Origin of the sequence: Micromonospora okii (assembly GCF_020884795.1) — a bacterium.
GTDB classification, from domain to species: Bacteria; Actinomycetota; Actinomycetes; order Mycobacteriales; family Micromonosporaceae; genus Micromonospora; species Micromonospora okii.
Genome location: NZ_BBZF01000016.1, coordinates 293,606 through 313,241 on the forward strand (window position 1 = coordinate 293,606; position 19,636 = coordinate 313,241).

Annotated in this window: 17 protein-coding genes; 11 read left to right on the forward strand and 6 right to left on the reverse strand. The window is 74.5% G+C overall.

From position 1 onward, the window contains the following. Nucleotides 1-7 precede the first annotated feature (7 nt). From LPU43_RS13355 to LPU43_RS13365, 3 genes are all read left to right on the forward strand, one after another. Complete coding sequence (locus tag LPU43_RS13355; RefSeq protein ID WP_229400701.1) at nt 8-994, forward strand: ABC transporter permease; 987 nt, start codon at nt 8-10, stop codon at nt 992-994. A gap of 123 nt (nt 995-1,117) precedes the next feature. After that, complete coding sequence (locus LPU43_RS13360; RefSeq protein WP_229400702.1) at nt 1,118-2,860, forward strand: ABC transporter substrate-binding protein; 1,743 nt, start codon at nt 1,118-1,120, stop codon at nt 2,858-2,860. Nucleotides 2,861-3,380: 520 nt separating this feature from the next. Continuing rightward, nucleotides 3,381-3,980 carry a hypothetical protein gene (locus tag LPU43_RS13365; protein WP_229400703.1) on the forward strand — a complete coding sequence of 200 codons (600 nt, stop codon included), beginning with the start codon at nt 3,381-3,383 and terminating at the stop codon, nt 3,978-3,980. A gap of 67 nt (nt 3,981-4,047) precedes the next feature. Here LPU43_RS13365 and LPU43_RS13370 read toward each other — a convergent pair whose 3' ends face one another. Next, nucleotides 4,048-4,515 (reverse strand): hypothetical protein, encoded by a 468-nt coding sequence (locus LPU43_RS13370; protein WP_229400704.1) that lies wholly within the window; start codon nt 4,513-4,515, stop codon nt 4,048-4,050. A gap of 90 nt (nt 4,516-4,605) precedes the next feature. Beyond that, entirely contained in the window at nt 4,606-6,750 is a 2,145-nt protein-coding gene (locus tag LPU43_RS13375; RefSeq protein WP_229400705.1) for a S9 family peptidase, read from the reverse strand. Nucleotides 6,751-6,836: 86 nt separating this feature from the next. Here LPU43_RS13375 and mshB point away from each other — a divergent pair, with 86 nt between their 5' ends. From mshB to LPU43_RS13390, 3 genes are all read left to right on the forward strand, one after another. Further along, nucleotides 6,837-7,760 (forward strand): N-acetyl-1-D-myo-inositol-2-amino-2-deoxy-alpha-D-glucopyranoside deacetylase, encoded by a 924-nt coding sequence (mshB, locus tag LPU43_RS13380; protein WP_229400706.1) that lies wholly within the window; start codon nt 6,837-6,839, stop codon nt 7,758-7,760. Nucleotides 7,761-7,777: 17 nt separating this feature from the next. Continuing rightward, nucleotides 7,778-8,218 carry a hypothetical protein gene (locus tag LPU43_RS13385; RefSeq protein ID WP_229400707.1) on the forward strand — a complete coding sequence of 147 codons (441 nt, stop codon included), beginning with the start codon at nt 7,778-7,780 and terminating at the stop codon, nt 8,216-8,218. A 79-nt stretch (nt 8,219-8,297) separates the two neighbouring features. Next, nucleotides 8,298-8,762 (forward strand): hypothetical protein, encoded by a 465-nt coding sequence (locus LPU43_RS13390; RefSeq protein ID WP_229400708.1) that lies wholly within the window; start codon nt 8,298-8,300, stop codon nt 8,760-8,762. Between the two features lie 15 nt (nt 8,763-8,777). On the opposite strand, the gene LPU43_RS13395 is transcribed toward LPU43_RS13390, so the two are convergent. Beyond that, on the reverse strand, nt 8,778-9,845 hold the full coding sequence (locus LPU43_RS13395) for a GNAT family N-acetyltransferase (RefSeq protein WP_229400709.1): 1,068 nt from the start codon (nt 9,843-9,845) through the stop codon (nt 8,778-8,780). Between the two features lie 79 nt (nt 9,846-9,924). On the opposite strand from LPU43_RS13395, the gene fdxA reads away from it, so the two are divergent. Beyond that, complete coding sequence (gene fdxA / locus LPU43_RS13400; protein ID WP_167492961.1) at nt 9,925-10,251, forward strand: ferredoxin; 327 nt, start codon at nt 9,925-9,927, stop codon at nt 10,249-10,251. Further along, a complete protein-coding gene (gene dapC, locus LPU43_RS13405) occupies nt 10,248-11,363 on the forward strand; it encodes a succinyldiaminopimelate transaminase (RefSeq protein WP_229400767.1) in 1,116 nt (371 codons plus the stop codon). The genes fdxA and dapC overlap by 4 nt, the downstream gene beginning before the upstream one ends. A 51-nt stretch (nt 11,364-11,414) precedes the next feature. Here dapC and LPU43_RS13410 read toward each other — a convergent pair whose 3' ends face one another. Continuing rightward, nucleotides 11,415-13,253, reverse strand: coding sequence for a M48 family metallopeptidase (locus LPU43_RS13410; RefSeq protein ID WP_229400710.1), 1,839 nt, complete (start codon nt 13,251-13,253; stop codon nt 11,415-11,417). A 219-nt stretch (nt 13,254-13,472) separates the two neighbouring features. Between LPU43_RS13410 and LPU43_RS13415 the strand changes: the two genes are divergently transcribed. The 3 genes from LPU43_RS13415 (at nt 13,473) to LPU43_RS13425 (ending at nt 16,015) form a co-directional block, all read left to right on the forward strand. Then, nucleotides 13,473-14,492, forward strand: a complete 1,020-nt coding sequence (locus tag LPU43_RS13415) for a prephenate dehydrogenase (RefSeq protein WP_229400711.1) — start codon at nt 13,473-13,475, stop codon at nt 14,490-14,492. A 222-nt stretch (nt 14,493-14,714) separates the two neighbouring features. Further along, a complete protein-coding gene (locus LPU43_RS13420) occupies nt 14,715-15,368 on the forward strand; it encodes an SIMPL domain-containing protein (protein WP_229400712.1) in 654 nt (217 codons plus the stop codon). Then, nucleotides 15,368-16,015, forward strand: a complete 648-nt coding sequence (locus tag LPU43_RS13425) for a nucleoside/nucleotide kinase family protein (protein ID WP_229400713.1) — start codon at nt 15,368-15,370, stop codon at nt 16,013-16,015. The genes LPU43_RS13420 and LPU43_RS13425 overlap by 1 nt, the downstream gene beginning before the upstream one ends. A gap of 111 nt (nt 16,016-16,126) precedes the next feature. Here LPU43_RS13425 and LPU43_RS28675 read toward each other — a convergent pair whose 3' ends face one another. Then, nucleotides 16,127-18,862 (reverse strand): hypothetical protein, encoded by a 2,736-nt coding sequence (locus LPU43_RS28675; RefSeq protein WP_305074124.1) that lies wholly within the window; start codon nt 18,860-18,862, stop codon nt 16,127-16,129. A gap of 105 nt (nt 18,863-18,967) precedes the next feature. Beyond that, complete coding sequence (locus LPU43_RS13435; protein ID WP_229400714.1) at nt 18,968-19,525, reverse strand: sugar O-acetyltransferase; 558 nt, start codon at nt 19,523-19,525, stop codon at nt 18,968-18,970. Nucleotides 19,526-19,636: the final 111 nt, after the last annotated feature.

The following is a 19,636-nucleotide window of genomic DNA, read 5'->3' on the forward strand; positions in this document are numbered from 1 at the left end:
TATCACCATGGCGCGGTTCCTGGTCAAGCGGCTGCTCTCCGCCGCTCTCACCCTCTTCGCGGTGAGCGTGCTCAGCTTCCTGATGTTCTTCGCCCTGCCCCGGGACCCGGTCACGGGCATGTGCCCGAAGAACTGCAACCCGGAGCGCCTGGAGCGGGTCCGCCAGGAGCTGGGCCTGCGCGACCCGCTAATCACCCAGTACGCCGGCTACATGAAGGGCATCGTCACCGGGCGGGACCTGGGCAGTGCCCAGGGCGGCCGGTGCGACGCCCCCTGCCTCGGCTGGTCGTACGTGAACAACGAGGCGGTCAGCGACACCATCGGCCGGGTGCTGCCGGTGACCCTGAGCATCGTGATCCCGGCGGCGATCCTGTGGCTGCTGCTCGGTGTGGGCCTCGGCATGGTCTCGGCGCTGCGCCGGGGCACCTGGCTGGACCGCCTGGCCATCGGCTTCTCGCTGACCGGCGCGTCGTTGCAGCTCTACTTCGTCGGCGCGGTGCTGCTGCTGGTCTTCGTCTACAACCTGCGGCTGCTACCGGTGCCGAGCTACACGTCGCTGTTCGACAATCCGCTGAAATGGGCCAGCGGACTGGTGCTCGCCTGGGTCGCGCTGGCCTTCCTCTACTCGGCGATCTACGCCCGGCTGTCCCGGGCGCAGATGCTGGAGACGCTGTCGGAGGACTTCGTCCGCACCGCGCGGGCCAAGGGCCTGACCAAACCCAAGGTGTACGGGCGGCACGCGCTGCGCGCGGCGGTCACCCCGGTGGTGACCATCGCGGGGCTGGACGTCGGCGGGGCGCTGGGCGGCACCGTCATCACCGAGACCACGTTCGGCATCCAGGGGTTGGGGCGTACCGCGGTGGACGCCGTGCGGGCCGGCGACCTGCCCACCATCATGGCGACCGTGCTCATCGCCGCGGTCTTCGTGGTGCTGGCCAACGTCCTGGTGGACCTGCTCTACGCCGCGATCGACCCCCGGGTGCGGCTGCGCTGACGCCCGCCGCCCCGGGCTCGGCATTTTTCGACAAACCGTTACATGGACCGAAGGTTTTCTTCTTTACGATCCTCGGAACGTCGGCGGTCACGCCCGGCGGCAACCGGGTGGAGGAGGCAGTAGATGAGACCACGCGCAGCGGCCGCCGCAGGCGGCGCCATCGCACTGGTGGTGGCGTTGGGGGCGTGTTCGGAGAACACGGGCGAGGGCACCACGGTGGACAACACCCGGCAGCAGACCGGGGTCATCGCCACCGACCCGAAGGACTCGAAGGGCCCGGCGGCCGAGGTGGCCGGGGCGAGCAAGGGCGGCACCTTCACCATCATCCGGGAGACCGCGATCTCCCACCTGGACCCGCAGCGGACGTACTCCTTCGCGGGCCTGATGGCCAACCCGCTCTTCGCCCGCTACCTGACCACCTGGAAGGACGACGGCAAGGGCGGCCTGGTCCTCGTCGGCGACCTGGCCGAGACCCCGGGCACCAACGTCAACAACGACTGCAAGGTCTGGGAATTCAAGATCAAGGACGGGGTGAAGTTCGAGGACGGCAGCCCGATCACCTCCAAGGAGATCGCGTACGGCATCGCCCGGTCCTTCAACCCGGACCTCGCCGGCGGCCCGACCTACCTCCAGGAGTGGCTGGCCGACAGCCCGGAGTTCGACACCAAGTGGGACTTCAAGAAGAACAAGACCTCGCTGCCCCCGGGGCTGACCACCCCGGACCCGAAGACCCTGCGCTTCGAGTTCGCCAAGCCGCGCTGCGACCTGCCGTTCGCGGTGTCGCTGCCCACCAGCGCCCCGTTGAAGGCCGACAAGGACACCGGGGTCAACCTGGACCAGCGGCCGTTCTCCTCCGGCCCGTACAAGGTGGCCAAGAACCAGGTCGGCGTGCAGCTCACGCTGGACCGTAACCCCCACTGGGACGCCAACACCGACCCGGTGCGCCACCAGTACCCGGACCAGTTCGTGTGGAGCTTCGGCCCCACCCAGGACGCCGCGAACAACCGGGTGATCGCCGACAACGGCGCGGACCAGAGCGCGGTCGCCTTCAACTACGTGCCGGCCTCGCTGGTCGCCAGGGTGGCCCAGGACGCGACGCTGAAGTCGCGGAGCATCCTCTCCCCGACGCCGAGCGCCAACCAGCTCGTCATCAACAACCAGCGGGTCAAGGACCTGAAGATCCGGCAGGCGCTGAACTACGCCATCGACCGCGAGGGCCTGATCAAGGCGGTCGGCGGGCAGACCGTGGCCCAGCCGATCACCACCCTGATGCCGCCGTCGACGATCGGCTACCAGGCGTACGACGCGTACCCGGCCGGGGCCAACGGCAACCTGGAGAAGGCCAAGGAGCTGCTCGGCGGCCAGACCCCGGAGCTGGTCCTCGGCGTGGCCGACAACACCGGTGAGCAGCGGATCGCCCCGCAGCTCAAGGGCAACCTGGAGCGGGCCGGCTTCAAGATCACCGTCCGGAACATCCCGGACGACGCGAAGCTCGACGAGATCAAGAAGAAGGACAACCCCTGGGACCTGTACATCGGCAACTGGGCGGCCGACTGGCCGAGCGGCGCGTCGATCCTGCCGGTGCTCTACGACGGCCGCACCATCAAGGCCGAGGGCAACAGCAACCAGTCGTACTTCAACGACCCGGCGATCAGCGCCGAGTTCGACCGGATCCTCACCCTGGAGCCGGCCAAGCAGGGGCCCGAGTGGGCCAAGCTCGACCAGAAGATCATGACCGAGCACGCGCCCGTGGTGCCGCTCTACGTCGACGTGGCGTACCTCGTGCACGGCTCCAAGGCCGGCGGGGTCTTCGTTTCCAGCGTCTTCGGCTACCCGGCCTTCGTCAACGCGTACGTCAAGCAGTGACCCACGGCTGACCACCTCGCCGTAGGCAGGGCCCCTTCCGACAACGCCGTCGGGAGGGGCCCCTGTCGTTCCCCGCTGCGGTTCCGGTGGGCCGAGGCGAATCAAGAGATTGAGCTGACGATCCGTGGTCGTCGACCTTCGATGCCCACGCGGGCCGGGCCGGGGTGCCTCGAACCGCTTGCCCGTACTGCCTATAGTGCTCCTCAATATTGAGATGCGGAGCCAGAAAGGTTCGGTGACTCGACGCGTCATGCATCACCCTGACGATGAGACATCGAAAAAGGACCGGTCTGCAACAAGCGGGGCATCGCCGAGGCCAGAAAACCAGCAGGGTAAGGGGCTCGCCGTTCCCGGCCCGAGGAACCCGATCCGCCATGTTGGTACAGGGCATTCGTCGTCGTGGCCGGTCTTTGTGCGACGTAAGCATTCGCCGGGTGAAGACCCAGGTGCCCTGATCGTTTTCCCGGCCAGGACATTCGTCTACTGGGCGCTGGCGCTCTTCGCCCTCCTGGTCGTACTGATGATGGCAGTCATCGTCATAGTGGTGAACCTGAGACCCTCCGAGCCGCTGGCGCAGGCGACCGGAGGTCAGACGGCCAGCGCGACGCCATCCCCGGGCGGGTCGACGCCCGTGCCCACCGAATATCCGTCACCGAACGCAAGCCCGGCCGCGCAATCCCCTGAGGCGTCGATGCCCGCGCCGGATGGCTCTCGCGCGACGAACTACACCGTCCTTCTCGGCCCGAAGAACCTTCGGGTGCCGAGGGCGGTCGCCGACACCGGCGACTGCCCGGACACGGTCGTCGATCTAGATGATTTCCTGGTGGTGACGGTCGCCTACGCCGACGAAGACACCGATTTGGTGTACGGGGAGTGCTTCCAGGCAGAGCTGAGGCGGGCCTCGGCATACGCCGGACTGGGGCCGACGACGCAGCCGTCGCCGGAGGCATGCGAGTCGGCGGCGAGAAGTGAGCCTTTCAGTTTCCTGCGGGGCAAGGACCTGGAGCCGGGAGAGCTGGCCCTATGCGTCGTCACCAGCGAGGGGAACGTGGCGTGGATGCTTCTGATCCGCAGGGACGGTGAGGATCTGCTCTTTCGAACCATCGTCTGGAAGAGTTAATTGGCCAAGCTGGCGTCGGTGCGCCGGGCCGGGCCTGATGACCTTTGACGACAGTTGATGCCGACGCTCAGTCGACGCGCAAGGCCAGCAGAGCGCTCCTGAGTTCGTGTTCGATGTACTGACGGGGGTCTCGGTCGGCGACCGTGAGCAGGTAGGCGTCCTGCCGGGCCGGGACACCCGGCACGGAGAACCGGAACTGGCAGGTGCCGTCGGCGAGCACGCGGGCGTCGGTCAGTTTCCCCCCGGCGAACGAGTCGCCGGTCGTGATGATCACCGGCGCGCCGTCCCTGATGCCGGCGTGATCGCCCGTGCCGGCGCAGCCGCCCCGGTCGTCCCGGACGAAGGACGTGCCGTCGCCCAACAGCACCGTGCCGGAGGCCACGAACGTCTCCGTCGGCTGCCGGCTCGCTGCGGCGGGGGTACGGGACCTGCTGCCGACCAGGAACATGCCGACGGCGATCGCGAGCCCGGCGGCAGCGCCGGCCCACATCCAGACCGGACGCCGTGCGGTCGGCTCCGGAGACGACGGCTGCATGTGGTCTCTCCGAGGGGGAGTGAGGATGGCGGCGGTGAGAGGGTAGCCCTTCTCTACCGGATGCGTTAAGAAGGTGCCCTTCCTTGCACCTCACGCCAGGTGGGTGCGGAGGAAGTCCAGCTCCAGGCGGAGCAGGCGCTCCGACAGGCCGCCCGCCGCCATGTGGGTGGCCCCGGTCAGCGGCAGCACCGAGTGCGGCCGGCCGGCCGCCAGCAGCGCCGCCGACAGCCGCAGCGTGTGCGCGGCCACCACGTTGTCGTCCACCAGACCGTGCACCAGGAGCATGGGCCGTGCCGGCTCGCCCGGCACGGGCGGCTCGGCGGCCAGCTCCAGCAGCGAGTGGTGCGCGTAGACGTCCGCCCCCTCGTCCGGCGGGCCCAGGTAGCGCTCGGTGTACGCCGTGTCGTACAGCGCCCAGTCGGTGACGGGGGCGCCGACGATCCCGCACCGGAACAGCTCCGGGTGCCGCAGCACCGCCAGCCCGGCCAGCCAGCCGCCGAACGACCAGCCCCGGACGCCGACCCGGCCCAGGTCCAGGTCGGGGTGCTTGTCGGCGAGCGCCGTCAGCGCGTCGACCTGGTCGGTCAGCACCACGTCGGCCACCCGCCGGTGCACCGCCTTCTCGAACGACGGGGCCACGCCGGGGGTGCCCCGGTTGTCGATCGTCACCACCGCGAAGCCGGCCTCGGCCCACCACTGCCGCTCCAGCCAGAACGCCCGGGCGGCCCGGACTTCCTGGTGCCCCGGCCCGCCGTAGACGTCCAGCAGCACCGGCAGCCGGCTGCCCTTGACGTGCTGGGACGGGTAGACGACCGCGCTGGGCAGCCGGCGGTCGGTGACCCGGACCAGCATCGGCCTCGGCGCGTACGGCGGGGTGGCGGCCAGCGAGCGGAGCTTCGCCACCTCCCGGTCGCCCCGCCACACCGCCCAGGTGACCCCGGGCTGGTCCAGCGACGCGGTGCCGACCGCCAGCGTGTCCCCGCCCACGGCGGCGGTGTGCCAGCCGGGGTCGGCGCTCATCCGGCGGGCGTCCACCCCGCCGCCGATCAGCGTCCGCACCCGGTACAGGTGCTGCTGGCTGGGCTCGCCCTCGCTCGCCTCGACCAGCAGGTCGGCCGGGCCGCTGCCGGCGGGCAGCCGGCCCACCACCCGGCGCACGTACAGCGAGGGCGGGGTGAGCAGGGTGCCGTCGGCGAAGAGGCAGCGGGCGTCGTATCCGTCGTGGGCCAGCTCCCCGCCGACCAGCACCCGCCCGTCGGGCAGGTGCGCCGGGGTGCCGGGGATCGGCTCCACCCAGCGCGGGTCGGCCAGCTCGGCGTGGACCTGCGTCTCGCCGGTGCGCGGGTCGACTGCGAGCACCAGCCCGTGCTGCTGCGACCGGCGCAGCACGGTGATCAGCGGGTTGCCGTCGGCCCAGTCGACCGAGGTGAGGTACGGGTAGGTCTCCCGGTCCCAGTGCACGTCGACCCAGCCGCCGTCGAGGTCGAGCAGGTGCAGGCTGACCTCGGCGTTCGGCCCGCCCGAGAGCGGGTACGCGATGGTCGTCGGCGGGCTGGCCGGGTCGGCCGGGTCGTGCAGGTGCCAGCGGGGCAGCCGGGACTCGTCGACCCGCGCGGCCAGCACGCAGCGGCCGTCGGGCGCCCACCAGTAGCCCCGGAACCGGTGGAACTCCTCGGCCGCCACGTGCTCGGCCAGCCCCCAGGTGACCCCGGCGTCCTCGCCGGCCAGCAGGGAGTCCGTGCCGTCGGCCGCCACCACCCGCAGCTCGCCCCGGCGCACCCCGTCGGCGGCGTCCGTGACGTACGCCAGCCGCTCGCCGGTCGGGTCGGGACGCGGGTCGAGCACCGGCCCGACGGCCGCCACCTCCACCACGTCGCCGTGCGCCAGGTCGGCCCGGAACAGCCGCCCCGCCAGCGCGAACACCGCCACCCGGCCGGCCGCGTCGAGCGCGTACGAGCCGATGCCGGCGGCGCTGAGCCGCCGCCGCTCGCGCAGCGCCCGCTCCCCGGGGGAGAGCGCGGCCGGGTCGCCGCCCGCGCCGAGCAGGGTCGCCGGGTCGGCGACCAGCCGCTCCTCGCCGGTGGCGGTGTCGAGCAGCCAGAGCGCGTCCGCGGGGTCCTCCGGGCCGGCCGAGCGCAGGAAGATCACCCGGGAGCCGTCGTCGGCCACGGAGACGGCGCGCGGCGCCCCGTGGCTGAACCGGCGGGTGCGGGCGGCCAGCTCCGGAAAGTCCACACGAAGGATCGTAGAGCCGCGTCCGGGGTGATGTGGCCGACCGGGCGGACGCGTCGCGGCCGGTGCGGGGAGAACCGCCGGTTAGAGTGACCGTCGTGACGACGCTGCCTGACCGCCGGCTCCTGCTGGTCCACGCGCACCCCGACGACGAGTCGATCGGCACCGGCTCGACCATGGCGCACTACGCCGCCACCGGCGCCCACGTCACCCTGGTGACCTGCACCCTCGGCGAGGAGGGCGAGATCCACGTGCCGGAGCTGGCCCAGTTGGCCGCCGCCGAGGCCGACCAGCTCGGCGGGTACCGCATCGGCGAGCTGGCCGCCGCCTGCGCCGCGCTCGGCGTCACCGACCACCGCTTCCTCGGCGGCGCGGGCCGCTACCGCGACTCCGGCATGATGGGCCTGGCCACCAACGACCGCCCCCGGGCCTTCTGGCAGGCCGACCTCGACACCGCCGCCGGGTTGATCGTGGAGATCATGCGCGAGGTGCGCCCGCAGGTGATGATCACGTACGACCCGAACGGCTTCTACGGCCACCCCGACCACATCCAGGCGCACCGGGTGGCGATGCGGGCGCACGAGCTGGCCGCCGCCGAGGGGATCGCCCCGGCGAAGGTCTACTGGACGGCGATGCCGCGCAGCGTGCTGGAGGCGGGCATGAACCACTTCACCGAGGCGTCGGACAACCCGTTCGAGGGGATCGACGACATCGACGACCTCCCCTTCGGCACCCCCGACCCGGAGATCGCCGCCCGGATCGACGCCACCGAGCAGCACGCCGCCAAGGAGGCGGCGATGCGGGCGCACGCCACCCAGATCCCGGCCAGCTCCTGGCTCTACTCGATCGCCGGCAACTTCGGCGCGGAGTTCATGGGGGTGGAGTACTTCACCCTGGCGGTGGGGGAGAAGGGGCCGGGCGGCGGCCCGTACGGCTGGGAGAGCGACCTCTTCGCCGGGCTCGGCCTCGACGGTTCCGAGCCGGCGCCGGTCACGGCGGCCGGCGTCCGGTGACCCTGCCCGCCGCGCCGATGTCGGTCGTCCCCCCGGAAGCACCCGCCCCGGCCCCGCCAGGGCGCCCGGGGCGGGCGCTCGACGTCGCCCTGCGGGTCGCCGGCGGCGGGGTGGCCGTGGTCGGCGCGGTGGCGACCGCGCTGCTGGAGCTGATCCTGTCCACCGTCCGGGTCTCCGGGACGCTGGTCGGGGTGTCGGTGCCGCTGGTCGTGGTCGCCAACGTCGCGCTGAGCTGGTTCGCCCACGAGGCGGTGGGCACCCGCTGGGCGGTGGTGCTGCCCGCCACGCCCTGGTTCGTGCTGATGGGCGCGGCGGCCGTGCGGACCAGCGAGGGCGACCTGCTGCTCGCCGGGGACAACTGGGTGGGCCTGACGATGATCGTCGCGGGCGCGATGACGTTCGCGGTGATGGGGTTCCGGCAGGTTCTCGCCCCGCCGCCGGTTCGCCGCGACGGGTGATGACGACGCACGGCCTGCGGTGGTAGATATTCCTGCGAGGCCCGCCGTCGTCGGCGGGCGGTACGGCGGGAGGCGTGCGATGAGGGATCGGTGGCGGGCGGTCGGGGTGCTCGCGGCGGCGCTGTTCGCGGTCAACGTGGTCGCCCGGGTGGTCACCCGGCTCGGTTTCCCCGACGACCAGGCCGCCGCCGACCGGGTGTCGCTGGCGATGTTCCTGGTGATCGGGGCGCTCCTCGCCGGGCTGGCGTTCCGCTGGGGGCAGGACCGGCCGGTGCTCCGCTGGGCCGGCGACGTGGCCGCCGCCGTGGGCGTCGCGCTGCTGCTGACCGTCCTGGTGGGGCCGCTGCTGGTCGGGCAGAACCCGTTCGGCGGGGGCGCGGCCACCTTCTTCGCCCAGGTCGGGTTCTACGTGGTGGCCGCCGCGGCGGGCGTCCTCGTCGGCTACCTGACGCTCACCGCGCTGGGCCGCGACCACCGCTCCCGGGTGCTGCAGCGCTACGCCGAGATCAAGAACGCCAAGCCCCGCCGCCCCGTGCGCCGCTGACCCTGCGGCCCCCGCTCAGGGGGCGACCCGGGTGAGGTAGGTGTGGTGGGTGGTGAAGCCCAGCGCCCGGTAGAGGGCCACCGCCGGGGTGTTGCGCTGCTCCACCTGGAGGAACACGTCGGTGGCGCCCAAAGCGGCCCCCCACTCCGCCAGCGCGTGGACGACCCGGCCGGCCAGGCCCCGCCGCCGGGCGTGGGGGAGCACCTCGATCAGGGACAGGCCGAGCCAGCGGCCCCCGCCGGTGACCGTGCCCCGGCCGACGGCGAGCAGCTCGCCACCGGCGTACACCTGGGCGAAGCGGACCTGGTCGACGGCGGTGAGCACGTGCCGGGCGGCGTCCGGGAGGCCGCCCTTGCGCGCGGCGGCGACCTCGAGCCAGTCGTCGGAGGGCGCGGCGACCAGCCCGACGGGCGGCAGGTCGGCGTGGTCGGGCGGCGGGGCGGCGCGGTCGGCCGGCGGGACGGAGTGGCCCGGGGTCGGGGCGACGCGGTCGGGCGGCGGCGGGTCGGCGTGGTCGGGCGGCGGGGCGGCACGGTCCGGGCGGGCGGCGGCCAGCAGGGCGGCCAGCGGCGCGGTCTGGACCAGCGTCGGCGGCCTCGTGGCCCAGCCCCGCGCGTCCAGCTCCGCGCCGACCGGGGCCGCGAGCGGCAGCGGCGTGTTGACCAGGGCGGGCCGGCCCTGGTCGGCGTACCAGCGCTGCACGGCGTCCAGCGCGGCCGGCAGCGGCCGGTCCGGGTCGCCCACCGGCAGCGCCGAGTTCGCCCGGCCGGTCCAGCCCTCGGCGCTGCGCAGCAGCCAGTCGCCGAGCCGGCCCCGGGTGGGTGCCGGCCATGCCTCGTCGGCGGCCAGTTCCAGCGCCACCACGGCGGCGGCCGTCGGCCGGCGGGCCGGCGGCACCCGCTTGGCGCGGTGCACGTCGCCCGTGGCGACCCGGAGCGGCCCCCGCGCCGTCGAGATAGTGATATGTGTCTCTGTCAGCTCCACCAGCTCGCCCAGGGCGTCCGAGAAGAGCGGGCGGCCTTCGCGAATCCCCACAATCCGGCGGACCACGATCCGGTGTCCCACATCCTGCTGTCGGAGCACGATCGACCCCCTCCCCGGCGAGATACTAGGCTCTAACCGTCGCGGGTGATCGCGGCGTGTCTTGCGGAGGAGAAGACCGGTGACCTACATCATCGCCGAGCCCTGCGTGGATGTGCTCGACAAGGCATGTATCGAGGAGTGCCCGGTCGACTGCATCTACGAGGGGAACCGGATGCTCTACATCCACCCCGACGAATGCGTCGACTGCGGTGCCTGTGAGCCGGTCTGCCCGGTCGAGGCGATCTTCTACGAGGACGACGTCCCGGAGCAGTGGAAGGACTACACCGGGGCCAACTACGAGTTCTTCGAGGACCTGGGCTCGCCCGGCGGCGCCTCGAAGGTCGGCAAGGTGGAGAAGGACGCGACGTTCGTCGCGGCCCAGCCACCGCGCGGAGAGGGCAACTGAACCGGCCCGCGCCGGTCTCGTCACGGCTGCCCGACTTCACCTGGGACACCCTGGACGCCGCGGCCGAGCTGGCCGCGGCGCACCCGGACGGCCTGATCAACCTCTCGATGGGCACCCCGGTCGACCCGGTGCCCCCGGTGATCCGGCAGGCCCTCGCCGACGCGTCCGACGCCCCCGGTTACCCGCTGACCGCCGGCACGCCCGCCCTGCGGGCCGCCATCGCGGCGTGGGTGGCCCGGGCGGCCGGCGCGGGCGTCGAGGGCCTCGGGGTGCTGCCCACCGTCGGCTCCAAGGAGCTGGTGGCGTGGCTGCCCACCCTGCTGGGCCTCGGCCCCGGTGACGTCGTCGTCGTGCCGTCGATCTGCTACCCGACGTACGAGGACGGGGCGCGGCTCGCCGGCGCCACCACCGTGCGCACCGACTCGCTGACCGCGCTCGGCCCCGACCCCCGGGTCCGGCTGGTCTGGGTGAACTCGCCCGGCAACCCGACCGGCCGGGTGCTGCCTGCCAACCACCTGCGCAAGGTGGTCGACTGGGCCCGCGAGCGGGGCGCCGTGGTGGCCAGCGACGAGTGCTACCTGACGCTGGGCTGGTCGCCCGCCGCCGAGCCGGTCTCCGTGCTCGCGCCCGAGGTGTGCGGCGGCTCGTACGACGGGGTGCTGGCGGTGCACTCGCTGTCCAAGCGCTCCAACCTGGCGGGTTACCGCGCGGGCTTCGTCGCGGGCGACCCTGCCCTGGTGGCCGAGCTGCTGAAGGTGCGCAAGCACGCCGGCATGATCGTGCCCGCCCCGGTCCAGGCGGCGATGATCGCCGCGCTGGGCGACGCCGAGCACGCCGACGCCCAGCGCGAGCGCTACCGGGCCCGGCGGGAGCGGCTGCTCGCCGCGTTCACCGGGGCCGGGTTCACGGTCGAGCACTCCGAGGCCGGGCTCTACCTGTGGATGACCCGGGGCGAGGACTGCTGGGCGACCGTCGACTGGCTGGCCCGCCGGGGCATCCTCGTCGCGGCCGGCGTCTTCTACGGCCCCGGCGGGGCGACGTACGTGCGGGCGGCGCTGACCGAGTCCGACGAGCGGATCGCGGCGGTCGCCGCGCGCCTCGCCCAGCCCTGAGCCGAGCGGGCTTCGGGGTGCCCCGGCCGACCGGCCGGGGCACCCCGGGGCTCACCCGCCGATGCGGTGGAACACCGACAGCAGGGCGTCGCGGCTGTGCTTGCCCAGCAACTCGCTGGAGTACAGCTCCTGCATCGCCATCGTCCGCCCGCCGTGCAGGGTCAGCTCGGCCTTCAACGGCACCTCCCGGCGCACCGCCACCGAGGTGATCTCCTCGTACGGCACGAAGGTGTGCCGGGTCGCCAGCTCGGCCACCGGCGTCGACCCGAGCAGCGCCCGGAGGCGCTCCTCGCCCTTGCTCGCCTTGCCCGGGTCGGCGATCAGCACCAGCCCCCGGTCCAGGACCAGCACGTCGTGCTCGGCACCGTCGATTTTGATGTTGGCCAGCGCGCCGACGAAGTCGGCGTCCCGCCCGGAGACCCGCCGCTGCACCACCGTCGCTGCGGACGGGTCGACGCCGGACTCGGCGAGGCGGGCCAGCGCCTCGTCCAGGGTCTGCGGGTCGACCGCCAGCTTGGCGACGTCCGACAGGTCGCACGGCTCGCCGTCCGGGCCGACCAGCCGGGCCGGGGCCGACCAGGAGAGCTGCCAGTGCGCCCGCCCGGCGCGGACCGCGGCGTTGACCAGCAGCGTCCGCATCGGGCCGGCGAAGCGGGCCCCGGCCTCCTCCCTGCTGGAGTCGGGGAAGAACTGCTCGGCGAACTCACCCAACCGACCCGCGCGAACCAGGTCCAGCACCGTGTGCAGGCCGGGCTCCGCCGTGCCCGTGAACCGGCCCGCGGCCCGGTAGACGGCGTCGGCCTCGCGCTGCTTGCCGGCGGCGATGGACGCCGCGACGAACTCGGGCCACGGGAGGACCTGCCGCCCCTCGTGGTCGACGACGAGCGACTGGAGGGCCAGGCCCGCCGCGCCGATGTCGGCCAGCAGGCCGGCGGCCGGTCGTTCGTCCGGCGCGGCCGTGTCCGGTGCGCCGGCCATCGCGGCCACCCGTACGCCGATGGGCGGGTGGGTGTCCCAGCGCGACGGCTTCCCGTCGGGCGCGTTCTCCCGCAGCTCGTCGATCTCGCCCTGGCGGCCGGCGAGCAGTTGGGCGAAGCCGCCGAACAGGTCGTCCGGGGCGAGCCCCGCCGACCAGCCCGGCTCGACGTACGCGCGCATGTAGAACGACCAGGCGGCGTCCAGCGCGGGCAGGGTGCGCAGCGCGGACGTGGCCGCCTCCCGGCCGGCAAGCCGCACCGATGAGCGGTCGGCCTCCAGCTCCTGGCGGCGCGACGCGGCGTTGTCCACCAGCAGGTAGAGCTTCGCGTAGCCCCGGAAGACCCAACCGACCGGGTTGCGCCGGCCGATCCGCCCGATGGTCTCGGCGATCGCCAGCCGCCCCCGGTACGCCACCCCGCCGAGCCGGGTGTGCCGGCCCGAGTAGTGGCCCAGCTCGTGCGCCAGCACCGAGCGGAGCTGGTCGAGCCGCATCGCCTGGAGCAGCGGCAGCCCGACGTACATGGTCCGCCGCCCGCCGACCAGGCCGAGCATGGTGCTCTGCTCGGCGACGGCCGCGTTGACCTCGGGCACCAGGCGGATCTCGTCCGGCGCGCGGGTGCCGACCTCGGCGGCCAGCTCGCGCACGGTGGCCCAGAGGCGCGGGGCGACCCGCTCGTCGAGCACCAGGCCCGGCGCGGGCTCGCTCTTGGTGCGGATGGCCCGCCACAGCCCGACCAGCACGGCGCCCAGCGCGAGCAGCAGCGGGATCGTGAGCTTGGCGGTGGCGAGGCCGCTGACCCGCTGGTGCAGCCAGAAGGCCAGCGCGACGACGGCGGCGAGCTGGAGCAGCGCGACGACGTAGAAGCCGATCAACATGAGCACCGAGGCGAGGGCCCGGTACGTCGCGGACATGATGTGTCCCTTCCCCCGTAACGACCACCGGTGCGGTGGCCGGCGGGAGGGACCGTACGGGGTCGATCCCTACCGGACATCCCCCTTCCGGCCAGCGCGGCATCGGGTGCCCGCCCCGCGTCCCGGCACCCGGTGGGGCCCACGGCGGGCGATATCCTCGGGGCGGAACCGGGTCGGGGCGAGCTCGACGCGTACCGATCGAGACGCCGAGGTGCGTAGATGGTGGACAGGCCCGGCGGGGCGGTGCGGGCGGCGGTGGTGGGCACCGGGCTCATCGGCGGATCGGTCCTGCTGCGGCTGCGCGAGCGCGGGATCGACGTCGCCGGCTGGGACCCGGACCCGGCCACCCGGGCCCAGGGGCGTACGCGGGGCGTCGCCTTCCCCGACGAGCTGGCCGACGCGGTCCGGGGCCGCGACGTGGTGTTCCTCTGCGGGCCGCTGTCCAGCCTTCCGGAGACCCTGCGCACCGTCGGCGCCTACGCCGGTCCCGACTGCGTGCTCACCGACGTGGGCAGCACCAAGGGCGGGATCGCCGGGTTCGCGGCGGCCAACGGGCTGACCGGCCGGTTCGTCCCGGGGCACCCGATGGCCGGGGCCGAGCGCGCCGGGCTGACCTCGGCGGGCCCGGCGCTGCTGGCCGGCGCGGCGTGGGTGCTCTGCCCGGCGGCGGAGGGCATCGACCCGTTCCGCCGGCTGGCCGCGCTGGTCGTCGACGTCTTCGACGCCCGGGTCGTGCCGATGTCGCCGGGCGCGCACGACGCGGCGGCGGCGCTGGCGTCGCACGTGCCGCACCTGCTGGCCGGGAGCCTGGCCGGCGCGGTGGCCGAGGCGGGCCTGCGGGACGCCGTGCTGGGGCTGGCCGCCGGGAGCTTCCGGGACGGCACCCGGGTCGCCGGGACGCCGGCCACCCGCACGGCCGACATGCTGCTGAACAACCGCGACGAGGTGCTCGCGCAGCTCGGCCGGGTGACCGGGTTCCTCGACCGGCTCGCCGCCGCGCTGCGGGACGGCGACGCGGCGGCCCTCGTGGGGCAGTACGAGCGGGCCAGGGGGCTGCGGCTGGCCCTGCTCGACCGCGCGCTCTCCCCGGCCGACGCCGACTTCCCGGTCGACGGGGACACCGGGGCGGAACTGGCGTACCTGCTGTCGCTGGGCGCGGCGGGTGGCCACCTGACGGGGTGCCGGGTCGCGGGGGACACGGTGCGCTACACGGGCCACCTGCCGACCCCGCCTGCCTGAGCCCCCGCCGACCCCGATTGCCTGAGTCCCCGGCCGACCCCGCGCCCGCCTGAGTCCCCGCCGACCTCGCCCATCGGGGTCCCCGGCGGCCGACGGTCGCGACGCCGGTAGACCGCTGCGTAGCCGGCCGTGGCGTACCGGCCGCCCCGGGGGCGGGTGTTAAGAAGGGGCCCCTGCTCTACAAGATGCGTTAACAAGGGGCCCTTCCTTTAACCTGGGAGCATGGTGGACGGACCGGTCGTGGCGGTACGCGGCGAGGCGTACCGGGAGGTGGGGCCCGAGCTGGCCCGGTTCGCGGTGACCGCGCGGGCGCGGGACCGGGACCGGGAGGCCGCCCTGACCCGGCTCGCCGAGCGGGCCGCCGCCGTGCGGGTGCTGCTGGAGGCCGCCGGGTCGGCCGTGGAGCGCCGGGAGACCGGCGACCTGCGGGTGTGGCCGGAGACGCGGCGCTCCGGCGAGCGGGTGGTGGCCTGGCACGGCACCGTCACCACCACCGTGACCGTCACGGACTTCACGGCGCTGGGCGAGCTGATGCTGCGCCTGGCCGACCAGGACCAGGTCGAGGTCGCGGGCCCCTGGTGGTCGCTGCGGCCGGACAGCCCGGCGTACCGGCAGGCCCGGCACGCCGCGATCGGCGACGCGCTGGCCCGCGCCCGGGAGTACGCCGAGGCGCTGGGCGCGCGGGTGACCGCCCTGCTGGAGCTGGCCGACACCGGGATGACCCCGCAGCCGATGATGGCCCAGGCCATGTTCAAGGGCGGCGGCGGTGGCGGCCCGGAGGGCGCACCGCCGGAGCTGGACCTGGACCCGCAGCCGCAGTCCGTGCACGCGGCGGTGGAGGCCCGGTTCACGATCACCGCGCCGGCCCTCGACTGATGCCGGCCGCCCGGGTCCTCTCCGTCGGGGAGCTGGTGGCCCGCGCCCGGGCCCTCGCCGACGCCGGCCCCCGGCAGGTGCTCGGCATCGCGGGCGCGCCCGGCGCCGGCAAGTCCACCCTCGCCGAGCGGATCGTCGCCGGGGTGGGCGAGGCGGCCCGGCTGGTGCCGATGGACGGGTTCCACCTGGCCCAGGCGGAGCTGGAGCGGTTGGGCCGGGACGCGCGCAAGGGCGCGGCGGACACCTTCGACGCGGTCGGGTACGTCGCGCTGCTGCGCCGGCTGCACCGGCTGGAGCCGACCTCGGTCTGGGCCCCCCGGTTCCGCCGGGACCTGGAGGAGTCGATCGCCGGGGCGATCGAGGTGCCGCCGCAGGTGCGGCTGGTGGTGACCGAGGGGAACTACCTGCTGCTGCCGGGGGACCCGTGGGAGGAGGCGCGGTCGCTGCTGCACGAGGCGTGGTTCGTCGACCTGGACGCCGAGGTGCGGCTGCGCCGGCTGACCGCCCGGCACGAGGCGTACGGGCGGTCGCCGGAGCAGGCGCGGGCCTGGGCGCTGGGCAGCGACGAGCGCAACGCCGCCCTGGTGGCCGCCACCGCCGACCGCGCCGACCTGGTGGTCCGCCTGGCCGACCCGCCGCAGGAGTGACCCGGCGGCTTGGCTGACGTGGCCGCCGTGACGACGCGGCGGGCCGACGTGGCTCAGCGCGGCGGCGAGCCGTGGTCGCCGCAGCGCGGTGGGCCGCCGTGACGCGGTCGGTCAGTCGGTCGCCCGTCGCGGTGCCGGGGTCGGACGCCGCAGCAGCCACGCCACCCGGGCCCGTTCCCGGCGGAACTCGGCCGCCTCCGGGTATCCGCTGTGGTTGCGGATCGGCGGGTCGGCGACCTCCCCGCCGGTGGGGTGCAGCGCGTCCGGGTCGTGGACGGGCAGGTCCCGTTCGCCGGCCGTGACCGGCCAGCCCAGCGGGTCGGTGTCCCGCCAGAAGTTCGTCCAGCCGGGCCGCCCGGTCGGGCCGCTGAGCGCCTCGGTGAGCGCCGGCAACCGGTCCGGCCCGAAGTAGGCCGGGAAGACCCGCCCGTACAGCCGGGTGAGCTGGCAGCCGTAGGAGAAGAACCAGACCCGTCGCCGCCAGCGGGCGGGGAGCTGGAGGAGCACCGCCGCGCAGATCACGGCGCCCTGGCTGTGGCCGGAGAGGATGATCCCGTCCACCCGGCGCGGGTCGGGCTCGGTCAGGGCGAGCAGACCGGCGGTGCGGGTCTGCACCTCGGGCACCGCGCGCTCGGCGTAGCTGGGCGGGGCGAGCGGGTGCGCGGCCCGGGGCCAGAAGGTGCCGATGTCCCAGAGCACCCCGACGGAGCGGCGCACCGTGTCGTTGCGGTAGACCAGCAGTCCCACGGTCGCGATGGCCACCGGCAGCCAGCCGAGCAGGGTGTCGCCGACGGCGGCGACCGCCCGGACCAGCGTCGGCCAGCCGTCCGCCGCCGCGTCCGGGGCGACGGCGGCCAGCGCCGCGTCGTGGGGGAGCGCCACCGCGTCCGGCGGGACTGGGGAGAGCGCCGCCGCCGAGCCGAGGGCGGCCAGGGCCGCGCCGACCACCGCGTACCAGCCGATCAGCCGGACGACGTGCTCGCCGACCAGCCGGTGCAGCGCCCGGAAGGCGCTCACGTCGCGGCAGCGCCGCCGGTCGTGCGCGGAGAGGGTGTTGCCCGGGGGCACCAGGTCGGCGTACTCCCGGCGGCGGAGCCGGTGGAAGAGCAGGCCGGCCCGGAGCGCGACGCCGGCCAGGGCGATCAGCGCGCCGGCGAAGGCGAGCCCCGCCCACGTCACGGGCACCGGCGGGACCACCCCGGTGCCGCCGTCGGCGGAGTCGCCGCCGCCGAGCCGGTCGGTGACCCAGTAGAGCACCCCCGAGCAGTAGGCGATGCCGAGCAGCCAGCCGAAGCCGGCGATGACGGCCGGCCCCCGGCCGCCCCAAGCGAGGTCGGTGTGCGGCTGCCCGGGGCGGATCGGCGCGGCGGGGCCGGTGCGGGGCAGCAGCAGCCCGGCCCCGGCCAGCGCGATCGCGGGGACGGCGAGCATCCAGTCGTCCAGCGGTTCCGGCGCGGGCGGGACCGCCGGCAGCCAGCCGGCGATCCAGGCGACCCCGAGGGGGAGGAGCAGCGCGGCGGCGGCCGGCACGGCCAGCGCGCGCCGACCGGAGCGGGAGACGGCGCCGATGGCCGCGAGCAGGAGCACCTGACCCGTGCCGTACCAGGCGATGATCCAGTCGTAGCCGGGCAGCGAGCGGTCGACCCGGCACTGGGCGGGGTCGTGCCGGCAGCCGACCGGCGGGCGCAGTTCGGCCAGCGGAGCGCCGGCCGGGCCGTCGGGCAGCAGCAGGAGCAGCACCGTGCCGGCGACCCCGGCGCAGGCCAGCACGACCACCGCGATGCTCCACCGGCCGAGCGGGGTGTCCCCGTCGCGCCGGGTCAGCCGGGGCCGGCCCAGCGCCACCACCGCGATCAGCGGCACCGCGGCGAGCAGCGCCACGGTGGGCCAGGCGACGGCGGCCCGTACGCCCAGCGGCGGGTCCACGGCGAGCACCGCGCCGAGCGGCACGGCCGCAGCGACCGCCGACCCGACGCAGAGGTGCAGCACGGCGGCGCGGCGCAACTGCCCCTCCCCGCACCAGAAGGTGGGGTCCTGCAACGGGTTGACGGTTCCGGCGGGGCCGAGCGCCGCGCCGTCCTCCCCCGGATGGTCCGGCGCAGCCGGGTTCCCCCGGTGGTCCGGCGGAGGCGGGTCCCCCGGGCGGTCCGGCGGAGGCGGGGTCCCCGGGCGGTCCGGCGGAGGCAGGTCCGGCCCGGCGGGGGCCGGCGGCCGGGCGGCGGGGGCGGCGGGCATCTCCGCCTCGTACTGGTAGGTGCGCCAGGCCAGCAGGCCGAGCAGGGCCAGCAGGCCCAGCGGGATCGCCAGGCCGGCGGCCAGCGGCCGGGCCCCCTCCCGCCACCAGCCGTGCGCGAGGAACTCCCACGGCCCGGGGACGCGGCCGAGGCAGTCCTCGTCGACGCACTGCCAGCCGATCAGGTCCACGCCGACGCCGGTGGCGGCGAGGACCAGCGTCCCGGTCAGGCTGAGGCAGAACACCCGGACCAGCCAGGCGGTGAGCCCGGAGCGGCTGCCCCACCGCTCCCGCGCCGGGTCGGGCGGTATGCCGGGGCGGGCGTGCAGCGCCACGTTCGCCAGCGTGAACGGCAGCAGCAGCGTCCAGAGGGCCCGCTCGACGTCCCGTGCGGTCCGCGCGCCGGAGGTCAACTGCCCCCAGCTGTACGCCTCGACGGCGACCGCCTCGTCCGGGCCGGTCGCGGTGGAGCGGTAGAAGCCGGTCACCCCGTCCCCGGCGACCAGCCACGGCCGGGGGGCGTCCTCGCCCGGTTGCGGGGTCAGGCCGAGCACCTGGGCCGGGGGAGTGTTGGACACCCCGGGGATGCGGAGTTCGAGCACGCGACCGGGCATCGGTGCCTCCTCGTAGTCGATCCACTACTAAGAGTTGCACCTGTGGGGGTCGCTTGGCCAGCCCTCGGGCGAGACGTTTTCGCAGGTGGTCGGCGGGTGCGCGGCTCAGGCGAGGTTGCGGACGACCCGGGCGGGGTTGCCCACCGCGACGACGTTCGCCGGCAGGTCCCGGGTCACCACCGCGCCGGCTCCGACGACCGTGTCGTCGCCGATGGTCACCCCGGGGAGCACGATCACCCCGCCGCCGAGCCAGACGTTCTCCCCGATCGTGATGGGCTGCGCCGCCTCCCACTTCTCCCGGCGGGGCCCCGGCTCGATCGGGTGGGTGGCCGTCAGCAGTTGTACGTTCGGTCCGATCTGGACGTCCGCGCCGATGTTGATGCGGGCGACGTCGAGGAAGACTGCGTTGAAGTTGACGAACCCGCGCGGCCCGAGGTGGATGTTCCAGCCGTAGTCGCAGTGGAACGGCGGGCGGACCCAGGCGTCCTCCCCGACGGTGCCGAGCAGGGCGCGCAGCGCGGCCAGTCGGGCCTGCGGGTCGGCCGCCGAGCTGCGGTTGAACGCCTCGACGCGCAGGGCGGCGCGGTCGAGGTCGGCCGCGATCTCCGGGTCTTCGGCGCGGTACGGCTCCCCGGCGAGCATGCGGTCCTTCATGGAGGTCATCGGACGATCATCGCCTGTCCGAACTCGACTTCGTTGCCAGGTTTGTCATATCTCTGACTTCCGATTGCATACCGAGTATGCAATCCTCCTACGTGTCACTGCCACTTCTGT